The sequence below is a fragment of the Chryseobacterium sp. TQ-BC-N36 genome, assembly GCF_058382295.1.
Map to the genome: position 1 here is coordinate 4,853,436 of NZ_CM178175.1, position 19,557 is coordinate 4,872,992.

At 35.7% G+C, this 19,557-nt stretch carries 17 protein-coding genes and 4 tRNA genes; all 21 read left to right on the forward strand.

What is annotated here, in order from left to right:
- The first annotated feature begins 7 nt into the window (after positions 1 to 7).
- Positions 8 to 1,654, forward strand: coding sequence for a signal peptidase I (lepB, locus tag AC3FI7_RS21970; protein WP_491460907.1), 1,647 nt, complete (start codon positions 8 to 10; stop codon positions 1,652 to 1,654).
- Between the two features lie 60 nt (positions 1,655 to 1,714).
- Positions 1,715 to 2,338 (forward strand): WbqC family protein, encoded by a 624-nt coding sequence (locus tag AC3FI7_RS21975; RefSeq protein ID WP_172617081.1) that lies wholly within the window; start codon positions 1,715 to 1,717, stop codon positions 2,336 to 2,338.
- A gap of 85 nt (positions 2,339 to 2,423) precedes the next feature.
- Complete coding sequence (locus tag AC3FI7_RS21980) at positions 2,424 to 4,106, forward strand: S8 family serine peptidase (protein WP_343661580.1); 1,683 nt, start codon at positions 2,424 to 2,426, stop codon at positions 4,104 to 4,106.
- 125 nt (positions 4,107 to 4,231) lie between these two features.
- Positions 4,232 to 4,723: a lipocalin family protein gene (locus tag AC3FI7_RS21985; protein ID WP_142724679.1), complete on the forward strand. Its 492-nt coding sequence runs from the start codon at positions 4,232 to 4,234 to the stop codon at positions 4,721 to 4,723.
- Between the two features lie 26 nt (positions 4,724 to 4,749).
- The gene (locus AC3FI7_RS21990) at positions 4,750 to 5,439 is read left to right on the forward strand and encodes a YiaD family glycine zipper/OmpA-like lipoprotein (RefSeq protein ID WP_142724678.1); all 690 of its coding nucleotides are present in this window, start codon (positions 4,750 to 4,752) and stop codon (positions 5,437 to 5,439) included.
- Between the two features lie 107 nt (positions 5,440 to 5,546).
- Positions 5,547 to 6,434: a decaprenyl-phosphate phosphoribosyltransferase gene (locus tag AC3FI7_RS21995; protein ID WP_142724677.1), complete on the forward strand. Its 888-nt coding sequence runs from the start codon at positions 5,547 to 5,549 to the stop codon at positions 6,432 to 6,434.
- The gene (locus AC3FI7_RS22000) at positions 6,431 to 7,750 is read left to right on the forward strand and encodes an FAD-binding oxidoreductase (protein WP_491460908.1); all 1,320 of its coding nucleotides are present in this window, start codon (positions 6,431 to 6,433) and stop codon (positions 7,748 to 7,750) included. The genes AC3FI7_RS21995 and AC3FI7_RS22000 overlap by 4 nt, the downstream gene beginning before the upstream one ends.
- The gene (locus AC3FI7_RS22005) at positions 7,750 to 8,475 is read left to right on the forward strand and encodes an SDR family NAD(P)-dependent oxidoreductase (protein ID WP_142724675.1); all 726 of its coding nucleotides are present in this window, start codon (positions 7,750 to 7,752) and stop codon (positions 8,473 to 8,475) included. The genes AC3FI7_RS22000 and AC3FI7_RS22005 overlap by 1 nt, the downstream gene beginning before the upstream one ends.
- A 4-nt stretch (positions 8,476 to 8,479) precedes the next feature.
- On the forward strand, positions 8,480 to 9,067 hold the full coding sequence (locus AC3FI7_RS22010; RefSeq protein ID WP_142724674.1) for an HAD-IB family hydrolase: 588 nt from the start codon (positions 8,480 to 8,482) through the stop codon (positions 9,065 to 9,067).
- Positions 9,068 to 9,091: 24 nt separating this feature from the next.
- Positions 9,092 to 9,562, forward strand: a complete 471-nt coding sequence (locus AC3FI7_RS22015) for a hypothetical protein (RefSeq protein ID WP_343661584.1) — start codon at positions 9,092 to 9,094, stop codon at positions 9,560 to 9,562.
- 2 nt (positions 9,563 to 9,564) lie between these two features.
- On the forward strand, positions 9,565 to 10,740 hold the full coding sequence (locus tag AC3FI7_RS22020; protein WP_142724672.1) for a cysteine desulfurase family protein: 1,176 nt from the start codon (positions 9,565 to 9,567) through the stop codon (positions 10,738 to 10,740).
- Positions 10,741 to 10,822: 82 nt separating this feature from the next.
- Entirely contained in the window at positions 10,823 to 11,140 is a 318-nt protein-coding gene (trxA, locus tag AC3FI7_RS22025; protein WP_027374941.1) for a thioredoxin, read from the forward strand.
- 129 nt (positions 11,141 to 11,269) lie between these two features.
- Positions 11,270 to 11,343, forward strand: a tRNA-Asp gene (locus tag AC3FI7_RS22030).
- Between the two features lie 32 nt (positions 11,344 to 11,375).
- Positions 11,376 to 11,449: transfer RNA gene (locus AC3FI7_RS22035), tRNA-Asp, on the forward strand.
- Between the two features lie 32 nt (positions 11,450 to 11,481).
- A tRNA-Asp gene (locus AC3FI7_RS22040) sits at positions 11,482 to 11,555 on the forward strand.
- 32 nt (positions 11,556 to 11,587) lie between these two features.
- Positions 11,588 to 11,661, forward strand: a tRNA-Asp gene (locus AC3FI7_RS22045).
- Positions 11,662 to 12,779: 1,118 nt separating this feature from the next.
- Positions 12,780 to 13,490: a polysaccharide biosynthesis/export family protein gene (locus tag AC3FI7_RS22050; RefSeq protein ID WP_491460909.1), complete on the forward strand. Its 711-nt coding sequence runs from the start codon at positions 12,780 to 12,782 to the stop codon at positions 13,488 to 13,490.
- A 3-nt stretch (positions 13,491 to 13,493) separates the two neighbouring features.
- Positions 13,494 to 15,830, forward strand: coding sequence for a GumC family protein (locus AC3FI7_RS22055; protein ID WP_491460910.1), 2,337 nt, complete (start codon positions 13,494 to 13,496; stop codon positions 15,828 to 15,830).
- A gap of 2 nt (positions 15,831 to 15,832) precedes the next feature.
- Positions 15,833 to 16,801: an SDR family oxidoreductase gene (locus AC3FI7_RS22060; RefSeq protein WP_491460911.1), complete on the forward strand. Its 969-nt coding sequence runs from the start codon at positions 15,833 to 15,835 to the stop codon at positions 16,799 to 16,801.
- A 24-nt stretch (positions 16,802 to 16,825) separates the two neighbouring features.
- A complete protein-coding gene (locus tag AC3FI7_RS22065) occupies positions 16,826 to 18,118 on the forward strand; it encodes a nucleotide sugar dehydrogenase (protein WP_491460912.1) in 1,293 nt (430 codons plus the stop codon).
- A 38-nt stretch (positions 18,119 to 18,156) separates the two neighbouring features.
- Complete coding sequence (locus AC3FI7_RS22070; RefSeq protein WP_491460913.1) at positions 18,157 to 19,557, forward strand: lipopolysaccharide biosynthesis protein; 1,401 nt, start codon at positions 18,157 to 18,159, stop codon at positions 19,555 to 19,557.

The following is a 19,557-nucleotide window of genomic DNA, read 5'->3' on the forward strand; positions in this document are numbered from 1 at the left end:
AAAATTTATGAATTATTTTTTAACTTATACAGTATATGTCCTCATACTATCCGTATTGATGGGGATTTCATCTTGGAAACTGTTCAAGAAAATGGGGTATAACCCTTTATTCGCTTTTATCCCTTTCTACAATTATTTCATTATTCTGAAGGAAACAAAGCATCCGAAATGGTGGGCAATTCTATCATATCTTCCGATTGTAGGACCCATCATGATGTCTGTTTTTCACCTTTACTTGGTGAAAAAATTTGGGAAGACACTTTTCAAGGACCAGATTCTTACGGTGATCCTGCCGTTTATTTATATGGCAGTGATCAACTATTCTAAAGATGTAGAGTTAGAAGATGAAAATGCAGATAATCTTTTCCTTACTGATGAGGAAAAAAATGATAAAAAGAAAGATACATTCGTCGGTTCAATTACCTTTGCAGTAGTTTTTGCAACGATCATTCACGTTTTTGTAACCCAGCCATTCGGTATTCCTACAGGGTCTATGGAGAGAACATTATTGGTGGGGGACTTCCTTTTTGTTAATAAATGGAGCTACGGATACAGACTTCCAATGCGCCCGGTAGCAATTCCTTTCCTGCAGGGAACCATTATGGATACAGGACAGAAAGGGAATCCGAAAGATGATCCGAAATCTTATGTAGATGCTGTAAAGCTTCCTTATACAAGAATTTTACAATTCAATAAACCGCAGAAAAATGATGTGGTGGTTTTCAATTATCCTCAGGATTCTGTACATACCGCCATTGACAGAAAAGATCCATACGTAAAAAGATGTGTGGCTACTGCAGGAGACACTTTCGAAATGAGAGCCGGAAGACTTTTCGTTAACGGAAAGCCTGAAACGGTTTTGGGTGACCAGGAAGTACAGCACAGATATATCGTAACTACAGATGCGCAATTAGATATCCCTACCTTATATAAAGCCTATGGATTTTTGCCGGTTCAGGAAGTACAGCAGAACAGCGGAGGTTACCTTTATGGGTTTCAGGGCTTAACGGATAAAACGGCTAAAGAAATCAAAGAACTTCCTCATGTGATTGATATGAAGGAGGAAATTTCGCCAAAAGGAGAAGCAGCAGTATATTACAGAGATGAGGCTAAAACTAAAATTGATACAACCCAGTCTATCTTCCCGATCAACAAACCTTGGAATCAGGATTGGTATGGTCCGGTTAGAATTCCTAAAAAGGGAGATGTTGTAGCTATTAACCAGGAAACCCTTCCAATGTACCAGTGGATTATCTCTGAATATGAGCACAACAGTCTGGAGAAAAAGAACGGAAAAATCTTCATCAACGGCAAAGAAGCGAATCAATATACGATTCAACAGGATTATTATATGATGATCGGGGATAACAGGGATGCTTCGTTAGATGCCAGATTCTTTGGTTTCGTTCCGGAAGAAAATATTGTTGGAAAACCCATGTTTACATGGATGAGCTTACAGGGAGCATTTGCAGACAACAGTTCTACCTATCAGGCACCATTCAAAATCCGTTGGGAAAGAATGTTCAAAGCAACCAATACAGGAGAAGCCAATAAAACTTCATACTGGTGGATTGCAGCAATGATTCTGATCCTGTTCTTCGGATGGGAGTATTTTGTGAAATTATTCAGAAAGAAAAAAACTGAAGACGACTAATAGAAAAAATTAAACTTAAAATAGAATGAAGTATTTGAAAAAATACTTCATTTTTGCATTATGAATATGACGAATGTATTATTGCCGGCATTTTATATGCCCCCAATCTCATGGTTCTCAGTGTTTTTAAACCCTGAGAATGAAATTGTATTTGAACAGTTTGAAAATTTCCCGAAGCAGACTTACAGAAACAGAGCCAATATCTATGGTGCCAACGGAAAATTGTCATTAATAATTCCTATCCATCATAACGGAAAAAGAGAATTTAAAGATATTGAAATTTCTTACCGTGAAGACTGGAGAACCCTTCACTGGAAATCAATAAAAACGGCTTACCAGAGTTCTCCTTATTTTGAATATTATGAGGATAAGTTCAGGAAAATATTTGATCTTAAAGAAAAATTTCTTCTCGATTTTAACCTTAAAGGGATAGAAGTGATCCAACAGATACTGAAAACGGAAAAGGCACACTCTTTGAATGAAGAATATATCAAAAATCCTGAAAATATCAACTTTAGGGAAAAGTTCTCGGCAAAGCTTCCCTCAGAATTTGAAATGGAAGAATATTATCAGACCTTTTCGGATAAATTCGGATTTTTGAAAGACCTGTCGGTTCTTGACCTTATTTGTAATAAAGGCCCGGAATCGCTGGTATATATAAAAAATATAAAACAACAATATTAGCATACAATCGCTGTTGATGACATTTTCAGTATAGCACAGATGAAGGCGGCGGTTGGCGTATATCTTAAAAATTAAATATCAACATATGAAAAAGGTATTATTAGCTGCAGTTTTTTTAGCAGGTTTTAGTTTCTCTTTTGCACAGGAATCTAAATCGAAAAGCATTGATCCAAATGAAGACAAAGATCTGATGACCTGGTATCATAAAGATTTTGCAACTTCAAAAGTATATGGAATAAATACGGCAAACGCTTATAAATATTTAGAATCCAAAGGATTGAAGCCTAAAACTGTAGTAGTGGGAGTGTTAGACAGTGGTGTACAGGTAGATCACCCCGGGTTGGTAAAAAACCTGTGGTCTAACCCCAATGAAATTCCTGGAAATGGCAAAGATGATGATGGAAACGGATATATCGATGATGTACATGGTTGGAACTTCATAGGAGGTAAAAATGGTGATATTGATATCGATAATATGGAGGTGACAAGAGTTGTGGCCAAATACAAACCCATTTTTGAAGGAGATGATTCCACAAAGAATAAAGCCAATCAGGCCAAAATGAAGGATGAGTTTGACATGTACATGAAGGCTAAGGATATGTTCAATAAAAAAAGTATTGAGGCTCAACAGAACTTCAGAACCTATTCTATGCTTAATGAGCTGATTCCTAATATGGTAAAATTGTTGGGAGGTAAGCCGGTAACTGCTGAAACGATTGCAGCTATTAAAGCGCCGACTGATCAGAGAGATGCCATAGCATTGGATTTCTTAGGTCAGATTTCACAAAGTCCTGAATTCAAGGGAAAATCAGCCGCTGAATTTGAAAAAAAGATGAAGGAGGAAATGAAAGAAGCAATTGATCATTTTGCTCCCGCAGCAAAACAGTACGATCTATCCTATGATCCAAGAAAAGAAATAGTAGGAGACAACTATGACGACTATTCTGAAAGGATTTATGGTAATAATCATTATGAAGGACCGGATGCAGAGCACGGAACCCATGTAGCAGGAATCATAGCAGGTCTTCCGCAAGGAAAAGAAGTTCAGTATGGAGTGGCTTCCAGAGTAGCCAAGATCATGTCCGTACGAACAGTTCCGAATGGAGATGAAAGAGATAAAGATGTTGCCAATGCCATCAGGTATGCTGTTGATAACGGAGCAAAAGTACTGAATATGAGCTTCGGTAAACCTGTTTCACCAGGCAAGAATGTGGTGTGGGATGCTTTTAAATATGCCGAAGATAAAGGCGTTCTTCTGGTAAAAGCCGCAGGTAACGAAAATGAAGATGTGGCAGAACACCTTGCATATCCTACCAACTTCAAAAATGTTAATGACGAAAAACCATTTGTAAGCAATGTTCTTGTGGTAGGGGCAAGCACCAATAAAAACAGTGCTTTGAGAGCAGATTTCTCCAACTATAATAAAAAGATGGTGAATGTTTTCGCTCCGGGAGAAGAAATTTATTCTACTGTTCCTAAAAATGAATACAAATACCTTCAGGGGACTTCCATGGCCTCTCCGGTGGTCGCTGGAGCAGCAGCCGTTCTATTGGCTTATATGCCGGAACTGAAGCCTTACCAGATCATTGAGGCTCTCGTGAAAAGTAGCAATCCAAGTACTGCCAACGGATTTGCAGATCAATCACAGGCTGGAGGAGTTATCGACCTGAAAAAAGCTGCAGAATATGCCTATAACAATTTCTATAAAGGTAAGCCGGCAGGTACAGTAAAGCCTTCGAAATCCATAAAAAAGGCTGTTAAAAAATAATTTATCTTCCTCTGTTTAAGAAGAAACCATAAAAAGTCCGAATTTTTTTCGGACTTTTTATTTTTTATTTTAAATTTTGGCACGGTTTTTTGTAACTTTATAGTAACAAAATAATAAACAACAAAATGAAAAAGTTACTACTTGCAGGGATGTTGGGAACATCACTTTTTGCAGTTTCGTGTTCCTCTGTTAATAAGGCAGCTACATCTCAAAATCAAAGAGCAGATTTCCTGAAAATGAAAGGAGACTGGCAGATTGTAAGCATAGATTATGATAAAGGTTATAAAATTAAGCCTTTTGATGAAGGTGCAGATGCGCAGTGCTTCGTAGGAAGTCACTGGAGACTGATTCCTAATAACTGGACAGGAGCGTATACTTTAAATGGAGGTGGAAATTGCCCGGCAATTACACAACCTATCAAATTTGAAGTAAAAGACGGTAATACGTTTATGTTTAAAAAAATTGCTGAAGGTACAAAAGCAAAACAAAATACAGTAGGGTACAGCCTTACCCTGATCAATCAGACAACAGATCAGTTTTCGCTTGAGCAGGATGTTCCGTTTGAAGGGGGTAATGTAAAAGTAGTTTACAACTTCCAGAGAGCAGGAATGAAATAATTTATCAACATAAAAGATCAAAAAAAATGAAATTTACAAAAACATACGTAGGAGCTCTTTTCTTGTCATCAGCATTATTATTGACAAGCTGTGAAGCCGTTCAGAATTCAAACCATCAGCAGAGAGGTACAGCAGTAGGTGTAGCTTCAGGAGCAGTGCTTGGTGGTATCCTTGGTAATAATGTAGGTAAAGGTGGAAACGGTGCTATCGGAGCTGTATTAGGCGGTATTATCGGTGGTGTTGCAGGTAACGTTATCGGGAACAAAATGGATAAACAGGCAAGAGATATTAAAGAAACTTTGCCAGGTGCTCAGGTAGAAAGAGTAGGAGATGGTATTAAAGTAACCATGAATGAAAGCATTGTTAACTTTGCGTTTGACTCCTCAAACCTTACTTCTGTGGCACAGGGGAACCTTGATAAATTAGCTAAAGTATTAAGTGATAATCCGGATACAAATATCAATATCTATGGGTATACAGATAGCGTAGGTAAAGATGCTTATAACTTGGCCCTTTCTCAAAGAAGAGCTGATGCCGTGAAAGCCTATTTAGTGAAAAGTGGAATTGCTGGTAACAGAATGTTTACTAAAGGAGAAGGTAAAAATATGCCGGTTGCAAGCAATGATACAGATGAAGGAAGAGCTAAAAACAGAAGAGTAGAGTTTGCTATTACTGCCAATGAAAAAATGATTAATGATGCCAAACAAGGGCAATAGTTAATTTAATATATAAATATTTTCGTAAAAGACCGCTCCGGCGGTTTTTTTTGTATTTTTATGCTAGCAATTTTGAATTTATTATTTTTGTATTTGAAATAACATAAATGAAGAAATATTTAAAGCTGCTCCGTGTGGAGCAATGGGTGAAAAACCTTTTTGTATTTGTCCCTCTGTTTTTCTCAGGTAATATTACCAACGTAGATCTGCTTGTTAAGAGCATTTTCGCATTTTTGATATTTTCCCTTGCGGCAAGTGTTGTGTATATCCTGAATGATTATAATGATATTGAAGCAGACAGAAAGCACCCCGAAAAAAGAAGAAGACCGCTGGCCAGCGGAGCTATTTCAAAATCAAAAGCTATAGGAATTCTTATTGGTCTTGCCATTACTGATATCAGTCTTGTCTTTTTTACACAAATTTATTTTCATGAACCGCTCTGGAAGTTTGCAACTATTATAGGTTTTTACGTAATAATGAATTTAGCCTATACATTCAGGCTCAAGCATGTGCCTATTATTGATATTTTCATTATTGCCATAGGATTTGTATTGCGGGTGCTGGCTGGTGGTTATATTACCGGGATCAGTATTTCACAATGGGCTATTCTGTTAACATTTGTGCTGGCACTGGTACTTGCGATCGGGAAAAGAAGGGGAGAGCTTATCAATGCACAAGTTTCAGGAAAGACAAGAAGGGCGCTGGACGGATATAATGTTCAGTTTGCTGATATCGCATTATCCATTTCTATTACGCTGGCAATTGTATGCTATCTGATGTTTACACTATCTCCCGAAGTCCAGGAAAGATTCCATGAACGGGTTTTCTATACGGTTATTTTTGTAGTATTTGCTTTGTTGAGATATCTTCAGCAGACACTGGTCTACAACAGAACAGAATCCCCTACAAAAATTGTTTACAGAGACCGTTATATACAGGTTACATTACTGCTTTGGGTTGCTGCATTTTTAATTCAAATTTATTTTAAGAAATGAAGCCGAATTTCACACAGAAAGTTACCAACTGGGGAAATTTCCCGGTAGTGGAAAAAGAAATGAGATCTGAGGACAGTTTCAAAAAGATAAAGGAATTTGTACTCAGTCACAACGAAGTTATTGCCAGAGGAAATGGACGCTGCTATGGAGATGCTTCCTTGGGAGAGTCTATTTTTTCAACAAAAAAATTAAATAAATTCATCAGTTTTGACCGTTTAAACGGAATCATAGAATGTGAATCCGGTGTGCTGCTTTCAGATGTTCTGGAAATAGCTGTACCACAGGGGTACTTTCTTTATGTTACTCCCGGGACAAAATTTGTGTCAGTAGGAGGTGCTATAGCTTCTGATGTTCATGGAAAAAATCATCATACAGAAGGATGCTTTTCAGAATATGTGATTGAGTTTAAGCTGATGACTGAGAATGGAGAAATTATCACCTGTTCCCGAGAGGAAAATGAGGAGAAGTTTTGGGCTACGATTGGAGGAATGGGGCTTACAGGAATTATTCTGACGGCCAGATTCAAGCTTAAGAATATAGAATCTGCATACATCCGCCAGGAAAGTATTAAAGCTGAAAATCTTGACGAAATATTTAAACTTTTTGATGAAAGTGAAAACTGGACTTATACTGTTGCCTGGATCGACTGTCTTCAGAAAGGGAAAAATATAGGAAGAAGTATTCTCATGAGGGGAGAACATGCTTTCCACCATGAACTTCCCCAAAGCTTTTTGAAAACACCTTTAAGGTTGAAGAAAAAACTGCGTCCCGGTGTTCCTTTTTATTTTCCGGGATTCGTGCTGAACGCCCTTACGGTAAAAATATTCAACTGGTTGTACTATAAAAAGCAATCTAAAAAGGAGGTGAAAAATTTTATCGATTATGAGACATTTTTCTATCCTTTGGATGCGATTAATGATTGGAATAAGATCTATGGAAAATCCGGCTTTGTACAGTATCAGATGGTGATTCCTAAAGAAGAAGGAAAAGAAGGAATGAAAAGAATACTCGAGGCAATATCCAAAAGTGGAAACGGGTCATTTTTAGCAGTTTTAAAACTTTTTGGAAAAAACAATCCCCAGGCCTATAACTCATTCCCGATGGAAGGATACACGCTGGCTCTGGATTTTAAAGTGAATTCAAAGCTTAAAAAACTGATAGATCAGCTTGATGCCATTGTTCAGGAATTCGGAGGAAGAATTTACCTTACCAAAGACAGCATGAGCAGGTCATCGCTTACCAATTACCTGAAAAATATTCAAAACCCTAAATTTGTGTCTTTACAGCACAAAAGAATTATAAACAATAACTCATAATGATAGTCCTGGGAAGCACATCTGAAGTAGCACAGGCTTTTGTGGAAAAAGCACTTCAGGAAGGAGAAAAGTTTGAAAAAATCTATCTTTTTACCTCAAATAAAGAAACTACGGAGCGTTTTGCAAGGCACATTGATGTAAAGTTTCTGCAGCAGGCAGAAGTAATTGAGCTGGACCTGACGAAAGAAATAGATTATAATAGATTTGATAATATCAATTCAAATGTATTATTTTGTGCCGTTGGATATTTAGGAGAAGGAACAGAAGAGGGATTGTATGATAACAGGAATACGGAGCGTATCATCGATATTAATTATTCAAAACTGGTTCCTGTAATGAATTATTTTGCCCATAAGTTTGAAAACAGGAGGTCAGGAATAATCATCGGTCTTTCCTCCGTAGCAGGAGACAGAGGAAGACAGAGTAATTTTATCTATGGAAGCGCGAAGGCTGCTTTTACAGCTTATCTGAGTGGTCTTAGAAACTATCTTTTTGATAAAAAAGTGCATGTCCTGACTATAAAGCCGGGATTTATGGCTACCAAAATGACTGAAGGCCTGCCTCTGAACCCCAAGCTGACTGCAACCCCCAAACAGGCAGCAGCCTGTATTTATAAAGCTTTCAAAAAAGAGCGTAATGTGGCATATGTTTTGCCGGTTTGGAGTTTTATTATGTTGATTATCAGAAATGTGCCTGAGTTTATATTCAAAAAATTAAAGCTTTAAGAAAATGAAAAAATTGTATTGTTTTGATTTTGATGGGACCCTTACCTATAAAGATACGATGTTTATGTATCTCAAATTTTACGATTCTACAAAATACCGTATACAATTTTTAAAACATGTACCTCTGTTTATTTTATTGAAGCTGAAACTTGCTGAAACTGAAAAGGTGAAAAAAAGTTTTATCGGTTCTATTTTGAAAGGACAGACACAGGAGAAGATCGAACTGAAGTCCAGACAGTTCTTTGAATTACATTATCCTAAAATTGTGAGGGAAAATGCATTAGACTTTATAAAAAATATCGATAGGAATAATACACAGAGTTTATTGGTCACCGCTTCATTGGATATCTGGGTGAAACCTTTTGCCGAAGAACTGAAAATGGAGCTTGTTTCTACACGGGCAGAGTTTAAGAACGGGATTTTCACAGGAAATTTTGTAGGCAAAAACTGTAATGGAAAAGAAAAACTGATAAGAATAAAAGAAGAAATCAATGATTCTAAGTACGATAAAATTATTGCATTTGGAGATACTTCCGGAGATCGGCCAATGTTGAAATGGGCAAATGAGGGACATTACCAATTTTTTCATTAATTTTGGGAGATAAAATTGTAGAAAATGAAAAGCTTGTTAATTGCATCTGCACTAACCTTTATGAGCTGTGCAAGCACATTGCCTCAGAAGACTGCTGACAGCCAGCAGGGTGCAGAACTTATTGTTTCCCAGTCACAGGGAGGTACAGAACAGGCTGGTTTTAGGATTATTAAAGAAGAAACAGATTTTCGCAATACAATTAAAGGCAGCTTTGGCATTATAGGTCCGGGAGGAGATGAGTCTTATATCAAATACCCGCAATTTCCTAAAAATAAAAAAGTCGTTTTGTACAACCTGGGAACCTTCAGATCAGGAAGCCATCAAATTGAAGAGATCAAAAGCATATCATTGAAAAATAATATTTTATATGTAGAAGTTCCAGCTGGAGAACCTTCCGGTGGAATGGAAATTCAGGTGATCTCCAATCCATGGTTTATTTTTACTGTTCCCGCAGATTACCAGTTTACCTCCGTAGAATTAAAATATTCAAAATAATAATGAATAAAGTATATTTAGATAATGCCGCAACCACTCCGCTTGCAGAAGAAGTTATAGATGCAATGGTTGGTACTATGAAGATGAATTTCGGAAATCCGTCTTCAACGCACAGCTTTGGACAGGAAGCAAAAATCCTTATTGAAAATGTAAGAAGACAGGTTGCAGACTATCTTCATGTAACTCCAGCTGAAATCATTTTCACTTCCTGTGGAACCGAATCTAACAATATGATCATCAAGTCTTCGGTAGAACATCTTGGAGTAGAAAGGATCATTAGCTCTCCTCTGGAACATAAGTGTGTTTCTGAAAGTATTCTGGATATGAAAAACAGAAAAGGAGTGGAAGTAAACTATATCCGCCCGAACGAAAAAGGAGATATCGATCTGAATAAATTAGAAGAGCTTTTAAAAGCTTCAGATAAAAAAACACTGGTAAGCTTAATGCACGCCAATAATGAAATAGGAAACATTCTTAACCTTAAGAAAGTTGCCCTGCTGTGCAAAGAGTATCAGGTTCTTTTCCATTCGGATACCGTGCAGACAATGGCTCATATGAATCTTGATTTCTCTGATATTCCAGTGGATTTTGCATCCTGTAGTGCCCATAAGTTTCATGGACCGAAAGGGGCAGGGTTTGCGTTTATCAGAAAAGCAACAGGTCTTAAAGGAATTATCACCGGAGGACCTCAGGAGAGAAGTCTCAGAGCCGGTACAGAAAATGTTTGCGGTATTGTAGGGCTTGGCAAAGCATTAGAGCTTTCTCTCAATCATATGGAGGAGTATACCAACCATATGCAGGATATCAAAGATTATGCAATTGAAAGACTTTCTGCAGAAATAGAAGGGATTAAATTTAACGGAAGAAGTGCTGAAAAGGAAAATAGTCTTTATACGGTATTAAGTGCACTATTACCTTATAAAAATCCATTAATAGGACTTCAGCTGGATATGAAAGGGATTGCAATTTCCCAGGGAAGTGCATGCTCATCTGGAGCTTCAAAACCTTCAATGGTAATGATGATGGTGCTTTCTGAAGACGAAATGGATCACTGTACGCCATTACGTATTTCTTTCAGCCATATGACGACCAAATCAGAGATCGATGCATTGGTAAATGCCCTGAAAGAAATTTCAAGCGATTATACTATAGAAAAAACTAATGTTGAGCATAGATAGGCTTGTGCTTTAAAAATCGTAATTTTGAATATCCAAAAGGATTAAAAAGAAAATAATATTAATTAAAATAAAAGAAACAAAAATGGCTTTAGAAATTACAGACAGCTCATTTCAGGATACGGTTTTAAAATCAGACAAACCGGTATTAGTAGACTTCTGGGCAGTATGGTGTGGACCTTGTAGAACTTTAGGTCCGATCATCGAAGAAGTAGCATCAGATTTTGAAGGAAAAGCAGTAGTTGGAAAAGTGGATGTAGACAACAATCAGGAAATCTCTATGCAGTATGGTATCAGAAATATTCCTACAGTTCTTATCTTTAAGAATGGAGAGGTAGTGGACAAATTAGTAGGTGTGGCCCCAAAAGAGGTAATCGCTGAGAAATTAAGCGCACACTTATAAAAAAAATAAGTTTGATAATGAATGTCTTCCATGATTGGGAGACATTTTTTTTGAAAATAATTTGCAGGGAATGAAAAAAGATGTAATTTTGCAACCACGAAAAAGAAACGAAGTTCTTTAACAAAATTTGATCCGGTAGTTCAGTTGGTTAGAATGCCGCCCTGTCACGGCGGAGGTCGCGGGTTCGAGTCCCGTCCGGATCGCAGAAGTTTTCTCAATTTCTTTTTAAAAAATTGATCCGGTAGTTCAGCTGGTTAGAATGCCGCCCTGTCACGGCGGAGGTCGCGGGTTCGAGTCCCGTCCGGATCGCAGAAGTTTTCTCAATTTCTTTTTAAAAAATTGATCCGGTAGTTCAGCTGGTTAGAATGCCGCCCTGTCACGGCGGAGGTCGCGGGTTCGAGTCCCGTCCGGATCGCAGAAGTTTTCTCAATTTCTTTTTAAAAAATTGATCCGGTAGTTCAGCTGGTTAGAATGCCGCCCTGTCACGGCGGAGGTCGCGGGTTCGAGTCCCGTCCGGATCGCAAAAAGTCTTCTAGAAATAGAAGATTTTTTTTGTTTTATATGGACTGAAGAGAAGGTGGATGAAAAGTATTTCCTGAGGTGGCTCGATATTTTGTTTTTCAAATTTTGTTTTCAAAATAACCTGACATTGGAACTTGGTATTTTGAATGAAAATTAATAGGTCGTATTAAAAATATTAATAATAATTACTACCTTAGTTTAATAAAACCACCAATTATTGAATTAATGAAAATGATATTTTTAAGATTGTTGTATATAGGGAAAATTGTAAAATCAAGAAGTTGAGAAATATGTTCAGCTGGTGGGGTCTTCTTGTTGATATTTCAGTTGTTTTTTTCTGTTTTAATTTTATGCTTTTTCCTGAATAGTGTGAATTTAATTGTATTGGGAATCAAAATGGGAAAATATTTTCGGGGATAGTTGTTCCTGCTATGTTTATATTCCGGTTCAAAACAGAAATAGAAACTATAAAATACTTTGCTTGTTTTGATTTTTTAAATCAGATATTTTTCAGGTATTGCTTTTATGGCATTAGATTTTATAAGGGTTTGCATTGGATACTGTTTATTTACACCTTGTTCTTTTCTTTGTTTTTCTGATGTTCTTTTCAGAATGGCAACCAGACAATTTTTTTTAAGAAGAAATCCGAGAGAATAATCCATTGTGAGGAAATGACAAGATTATGGATTGATTGATGGAGTTGAAGTTTTCAAATTGTAAAAAATATTTAATTATAGTATTAAATTTATAAGCAATTATAGAATATCTGAAAATGAAGTATATAATTAAAATTAAAGAATGAAATAAATAAAAAAATATAATATTAAAATAATAATTTTGCCGTTTTGTTTTTAAACGGAATGAAAATTGCTAGAGAAAGAATTGATCTTAACATGGGGAATTAAAATACGCTTCACATAAATAAATTTTCTGATAGATATGGAAAAATAGGGTTAATTAAATTTCCTTATAATATTGGAGCCACATAAAGGATTTAAGACAAATAACACATCACAAGTAGATAAGAATAATACATATGAATAAAACTATTATTGCATATATAGTACTGTTATCGGCTACTCTATTATCGTGCAGGCCGAAACAGAATATGGTATATATGTCAAAACATAATATGGAAGAGGAGGTTGCAAAGGCAAAGTTTCAGGGTTTACACATTCAGGAAGGAGATGTTCTTCTGATTCTTGTATCTGCCCTTGATGAAATTGCTGTAAAACCTTTCAACCTTAATACTGTAAATAAGGTAGGAAGTGAAAGCGGTACAGGAATCAATCAGTATGTACAACCAAGTGAATATCTGGTGAATGAAGAAGGATATATTTCTTTTCCGGTTTTAGGAAATGTGTATACGAAAGGAATGACGCAGGTGCAGCTAAAACAGGAACTTGAATCCCGTCTTAAGAGATATCTTACAGATCCGTTAGTAACCATTACTCTGAAAAATTTCAATGTAAGCATTTTAGGTGAAGTAAAAAGCCCAGGGCAGAAAGAAAGTGTTTCCCAGAAAATTAACATCTTTCAGGCATTAGGTCTTGCTGGTGATATGACAGATTTTGGAGACCGTACCAATGTGAAACTTATCCGTACAGGAGATGATGGGACTGATCAGATTGTTAATGTCGACCTTACCAGATCTGATATTGTAAGTTCGCCATACTATTATATGAAACAGAATGACATATTATATGTACAGCCGGATAAAAATAAACAAGTCCAGGCCAACTCGAATCCGAACAGGGCTCTTACATTCCAGATTATTGGTGCATTATTAACAGCAGGTACACTTATTATTGCTTTAACTCGAAAATAAAATATGCAGAAGATAGAATTTCAAGACAAGGAGGAAAGTTTGAATCTAAGAAAAGTTATCTCTCAATACCTATATAAATGGCCATGGTTTATTACTTCTGTTTTAGTTTTTGTGATAGCAGCTTACATTTATTTGAGATATAGTGTACCCCAATACGAATCAACAACTGTCCTTAAATTTGATAAAAAACAAAGTAATCTTGCCACTGCTCTCTCTGATCTAGAAAATCTTGGTATGGGTTTAGGTAATTCTGATGAACTGAAAAGCGAAGGAGCCGTTGTTACCTCACGACCTATACTGATGGAAGTTGTAAAGAATCTTAATCTCAATGTAGAATATTTTAATACAGGAGAAATAAAAGATTCACAACTCTTCAACAAAATTCCTGTTGTTGCAAAAGTATTGTCTTATAATAAAGAAAATTTTAAATCTTCTCAGTATACAATGAAAGATTTAAAAGGAGATCAATTTGTGCTTCAGGGTGAAAAAAAAGAGATCATTAAAGGGAGGTTTAATACTCCTCTAAATTTGGATTTTGGAACCGTAGTATTTCAGCGAAATCCTGATATTCTTTTTAAATCAGAGTATAAAATTATTTTTTGGAATCCTATTGAGAAAGTAAAAAAATTAGAAAAAAAGATAGAGGTAAATTTATCGGATGAAAAATCCATGCTAATGGAGATCAATCTGATAGGATCTCTTCCTGAAAAATCAGAGGCTATTCTTAATGAAGTGACCAGACAATATAATCTGGATGGTCAGAGAGATAAGAATTTACAGGCTCAGAATACCCAGGAGTTCATTGATAAAAGATTGGAAGTGATCACTAAAGATCTTTCGGGGGTGGAAAATCAAAAAGAAGATTTCCAGAACCGTAATCGCATTGTAGATCTTCAGGCACAGGCTGAGCTAGCTCTCCAAAATACAAGTGATAACACTAAAGTCCTTCTTCAACAGCAAGCTCAATTGGATCTTTTAAATTCTCTTTCGGGAGAGGCTTCAAAAAGCAATAACCAGCTTATGCCATCCAATCTTGGACTGAATCCTTCACTGGAACAAACAATTTCTCAGTATAATTCATTGATTATTAGTAGAAATAAAACGCTTAAACAGGCTACTAACGAAAATCCTGCTGTTATAGAAATGAATAAGGAAATAGCTTCTTTAAAGGAAGTTATCCGTGATAATATTCGTGAGCAGAAACAAACTGTACAGACAAGTATTTCTCAGTTGCAGAACCAGATCAATACTAACAATAGTATGATTGAAAAAGTTCCTGGACAGTCTAAAGTTTATAGGGGAATTGAACGTCAACAAAACCTTAAAGAACAGTTATTTTTATTTCTGCTTCAAAAAAGGGAAGAAAATGCAATAAATCTATCAGTCAATGTACCTAAAGCAAAAATTGTAAACCCAGCATTTACAGAGGATATACCTGTATCTCCTAAAAAAGATATTATCTTTTTGGGGGCTTTATTGATTGGTGTATTATTTCCTTTTGCTGTTTTTTATTTTGTTTTCATGCTGGATGATAAGATTTACACAAGAGATAATATTAAAGAACGCTCAGATTTGGGTATCTTGGTAGACATACCATCACTTAATGATAATGAAAATCATTTGATTCAGAAAAACGACTTTTCGGAGTTGGCAGAAGCCTTCAGAGTATTGGTTTCCAATTTGAAATTTGTATTACCGGCTAAAAACTCAGCCAAAGTTATTATGGTAACTTCTTCTATAAAAGGAGAAGGAAAAACTCTAGTATCTGTGAATCTCGCTCTTACGATTGCCAATAAAAATGCGAGGGCTCTTTTGATTGGATCAGATATCCGTAATCCACAGATTCAGAGATATGACAGTGAGCCTGTGAAAAGAAAAGGTCTTACAGAGTTTTTATATGATGAATCGATAAAAGTAGAAGAACTTGTTCATACTTCAACAACCAACCATTCATGCGACGTTATCTATGCCGGAGCTATTCCTCCAAATCCTCAGGAACTTCTTTCCAACGGACGTTATCAACAGCTTATTGAGCAGATGTCATCCCGGTATACTTATATTATTATTGATTCTGCACCATTGATGCTGGTTTCCGATACGTTAAGTATTGCAGATACAGCAGATGCAACATTATATGTGGTAAGGTCTGGAGTATCAAAAAATATACTGATAGATTTCGCCAACGATCTGGTGAAAGATTCAAAACTTTCCAACGTATCCTTTGTGATAAATGATGTTTCAAGACGTGCAGGTGGATATGGATACAACTATAGCTATGGGTATGGTTACGGCCAGACTAAAGAAAAGAAAAGTTGGTGGAGTAAAATTTTCAAATCATAATAATGAATAAAATTTTAATTACAGGTGGAGCGGGTTTTATCGGCTCTAACTTAACAGAGTATTTTTTAAATAAAGGCTATTATGTAGTATGCTTGGACAATTTTGCAACCGGGCACCGACATAATATCGAACCTTTCCTTGAAAATCCAAACTATAAGCTCATTGAAGGAGATGTCCGTGATTTGGAAGTTTGTCAGAAGGCAGTAGAGAATGTAGATTATATTCTACATCAGGCTGCACTCGGATCTGTACCAAGATCTATTAAGGATCCTATTACAAGTAACGATGTGAATGTATCAGGATTTCTGAATATGCTGGTTGCAGCCCGTGATGCTAACGTAAAACGTTTTGTATATGCTGCTTCATCTTCTACTTACGGAGACTCTGAGTCACTACCTAAAGTAGAGGAGGTGATCGGAAAACCATTATCACCTTATGCCATTACCAAATATGTAAATGAATTATATGCTGATGTGTTTGGGAAAACTTATGGAATGAAATGTATCGGCCTGAGATACTTCAATGTATTTGGGCGCAGACAGGATCCGAACGGAGCTTATGCCGCAGTAATTCCTTTGTTTGTAAAGCAGTTAATCAATCACGAATCTCCTACAATAAACGGAACGGGAGATTATTCACGTGATTTTACATACATCGACAATGTTATCCAGATGAATGAGCTGGCTATGCTTACTGAAACTCCTGAAGCAGTGAATACTGTTTATAATACAGCAGTAGGAGACCGTACAACGCTGAATGATCTGGTAGGATATCTTAAAAAGTATTTAAGTGAATTCGATGAAAGAATTGCTGATGTGGATATTATATATGGTCCGAATCGTGTAGGAGATATTCCTCATTCATTGGCCTCCGTTGAAAAAGCAAAAAAATTATTAGGCTACCAGCCAAGCCATACGATAGAAAAAGGATTAAAAGAAGCTATCAGCTGGTATTGGGAAAATTTAAAATAAAAAAACAAGTTTAAATCGATTCTTGTGGAAAAACAATATAAAATTGCTGTAATAGGATTAGGCTATGTGGGTCTGCCTTTAGCACGATTATTTGCAACTCAATATCCGGTTGTAGGTTTCGATATCAATCAGAAAAGGATTGAAGAATTAAATACGGGGACTGATAGTACCCTGGAAGTGGAAAACGATGTGCTAAAAGCAGTCTTAAAACACCAGAGTCCTTTTAATCAGCCTGCTGAAAATGGATTGTACTGCTCAGCAGACATGAATGATATCAAGGAGGCAAACATCTATATCGTGACAGTTCCCACTCCTGTTGACAAGCATAACCGTCCCGATCTGACTCCATTATATAAATCTTCAGAAACTGTAGGTAAAGTATTATCGGAAGGGGATATTGTCATCTATGAATCTACGGTATATCCGGGAGCTACAGAAGAAGAATGTATTCCTGTTCTGGAAAAAGTTTCAGGACTCAAATTCAATCGGGATTTCTATGCGGGATACTCACCGGAAAGAATCAATCCAGGTGATAAGGAGCACACAGTAGAAAAAATTCTGAAAGTTACATCAGGTTCTACACCGGAAATTGGGAAAGTGGTGGATACTTTATATAAATCTGTAATTGTAGCTGGAACGCATCTGGCTCCAACGATCAAAATTGCAGAAGCGGCTAAAGTCATTGAAAACTCACAGAGAGATATCAATATTGCTTTTGTCAATGAGCTGGCAAAAATTTTCAACCTTTTAGAAATTGATACACATGCTGTATTGGAAGCAGCAGGAACTAAATGGAATTTTTTACCATTCAAACCAGGCTTGGTTGGCGGACACTGTATTGGAGTAGATCCATATTATCTGGCTCAGAAAGCCCAGGAAAATGGCTATCATCCTGAAATCATCCTGGCTGGGCGTCGTCTTAATGATTCCATGGGACAGTATGTGGCCTCCCAGTTAGTAAAAACGATGATCAAGAAGAAGATTTCAATTAATGGTGCCAGAATATTGAACCTGGGAATAACGTTCAAAGAGAATTGTCCGGATGTTCGTAATACCAAAGCGGTAGATGTTATTCAGGCGCTTGAAGATTATTCTTTACATGTGACTACCTTTGATCCTTGGGCAAAGCCTGAAGAAGTAAAACATGAATATGAGTTAGAGGTTGTGAATGAGATTCCACAAGAAAAATTTGATGCAATTATCCTTACTGTTGCGCATAAACAATTCCTTGATCTTGATTTGAAAAATATTTTAAAAGAAGGCGGAATCATTTATGACGTAAAAGGGATCTTAGAAGAAAGTGATTCAAGATTATAAATAAATATGAACTAAAATAAATATTTATTTATATAATAATGAATAGTAAGATTTTAATAAAGAGTACTTTAATATATACAATTGGTAATTTTGGATCTAAGATTTTATCTTTTCTATTAATTCCTATTTATTCCTACTATCTTTCCAGAAAAGAATTGGGGGAGTATGATTTAGTGCTAACAAGTGTCAATTTATTGGTGCCTTTCGTGTCTTTGCAGATGAATGAGGCAATTTATCGTTGGTTTCTGGATAAAGAAAATGAAAAGGAAAATTATATTAATAATGTATTTAAGCAATGTAGTATCTTATTACTGATTTCTTTTATCAGCTTTGAATTACTGCTCTATTTGGCTGGGATTTTCTATCATATTCCTTACCAGAAAGAATTATCATTACTAATTATAAGTTCATGTTTATTGCCTTTTTTTCAACAGATATTAAGAGGATTAGGATTAACGAGATACTATTCATTTATAGGAATTATTAATAGTCTGTTTATATTTTCTTTTAGTTTACTTTTCTTACTGACGAACATATTTCATGATAAAGTGCAAGGTATTTTTTATGCGCTTTTTGTCAGTAATTTTATTGCAATTTTATTAATGTTATTTAAAGTAAGCTTTCTGTTTAATAAATATGTGAGTATAAAGATCAACTATTCATTACAAAAACAGATTTTATTTTATTCTCTTCCATTAATATTAAATTCAATAAGCTGGTGGGTTATCAATGCATCAGATAGATATATTATTTTAAAGTTTTTAACAATAGAAGATAATGGCATTTATGCAGTTTCTGCTAGGTTGCCTGCTATTCTGACTATTTTTAATACAGTCTTTATGCTAGCCTGGCAGGATATGGCAATTTCTGGAAACGATCCTAATAATCCATTTTTTTCAAAGCTATTTAATAAATATATTTCTATAAATATTGGTTTATCAACCATTTTAATAGCAGCTACTCCATTAATCACGGAAGTCTTATTTGATGTGAAATTTTATGAATCCTGGAAATATGCTACTGTTCTGTATATTGGCTCCTGTTTTTCGTCGATTTCGGGTTTTTTAGGTGCTATTTATTTGAAAACCAAATCAACGAAGGGGATTTTTATTACAAGTATAATAGGGGCATTGGTAAATGTATTTATTTCCATATCTTTTATTAAATATATAGGTCTTTATGCGCCTGCTTTAGGTACATTCGTCAGCTTCTTTGTAATGTTTGTTATAAGATACAGACAGACTGCTGAGATTTTGAAATTGAATATGAATGTTAAGTCCTTCATTATACAATTATTACTGGTTTTTAGTGTAATTATGTTACTATATATCAATAGCAGCCACTTAATTTCAATATCATTAACAGTATTATCTCTATTCCTTTTCGGTTATTTTAATAAAGATATTTTAATAAAGATCTTTAATAAATTAAATTCTTAA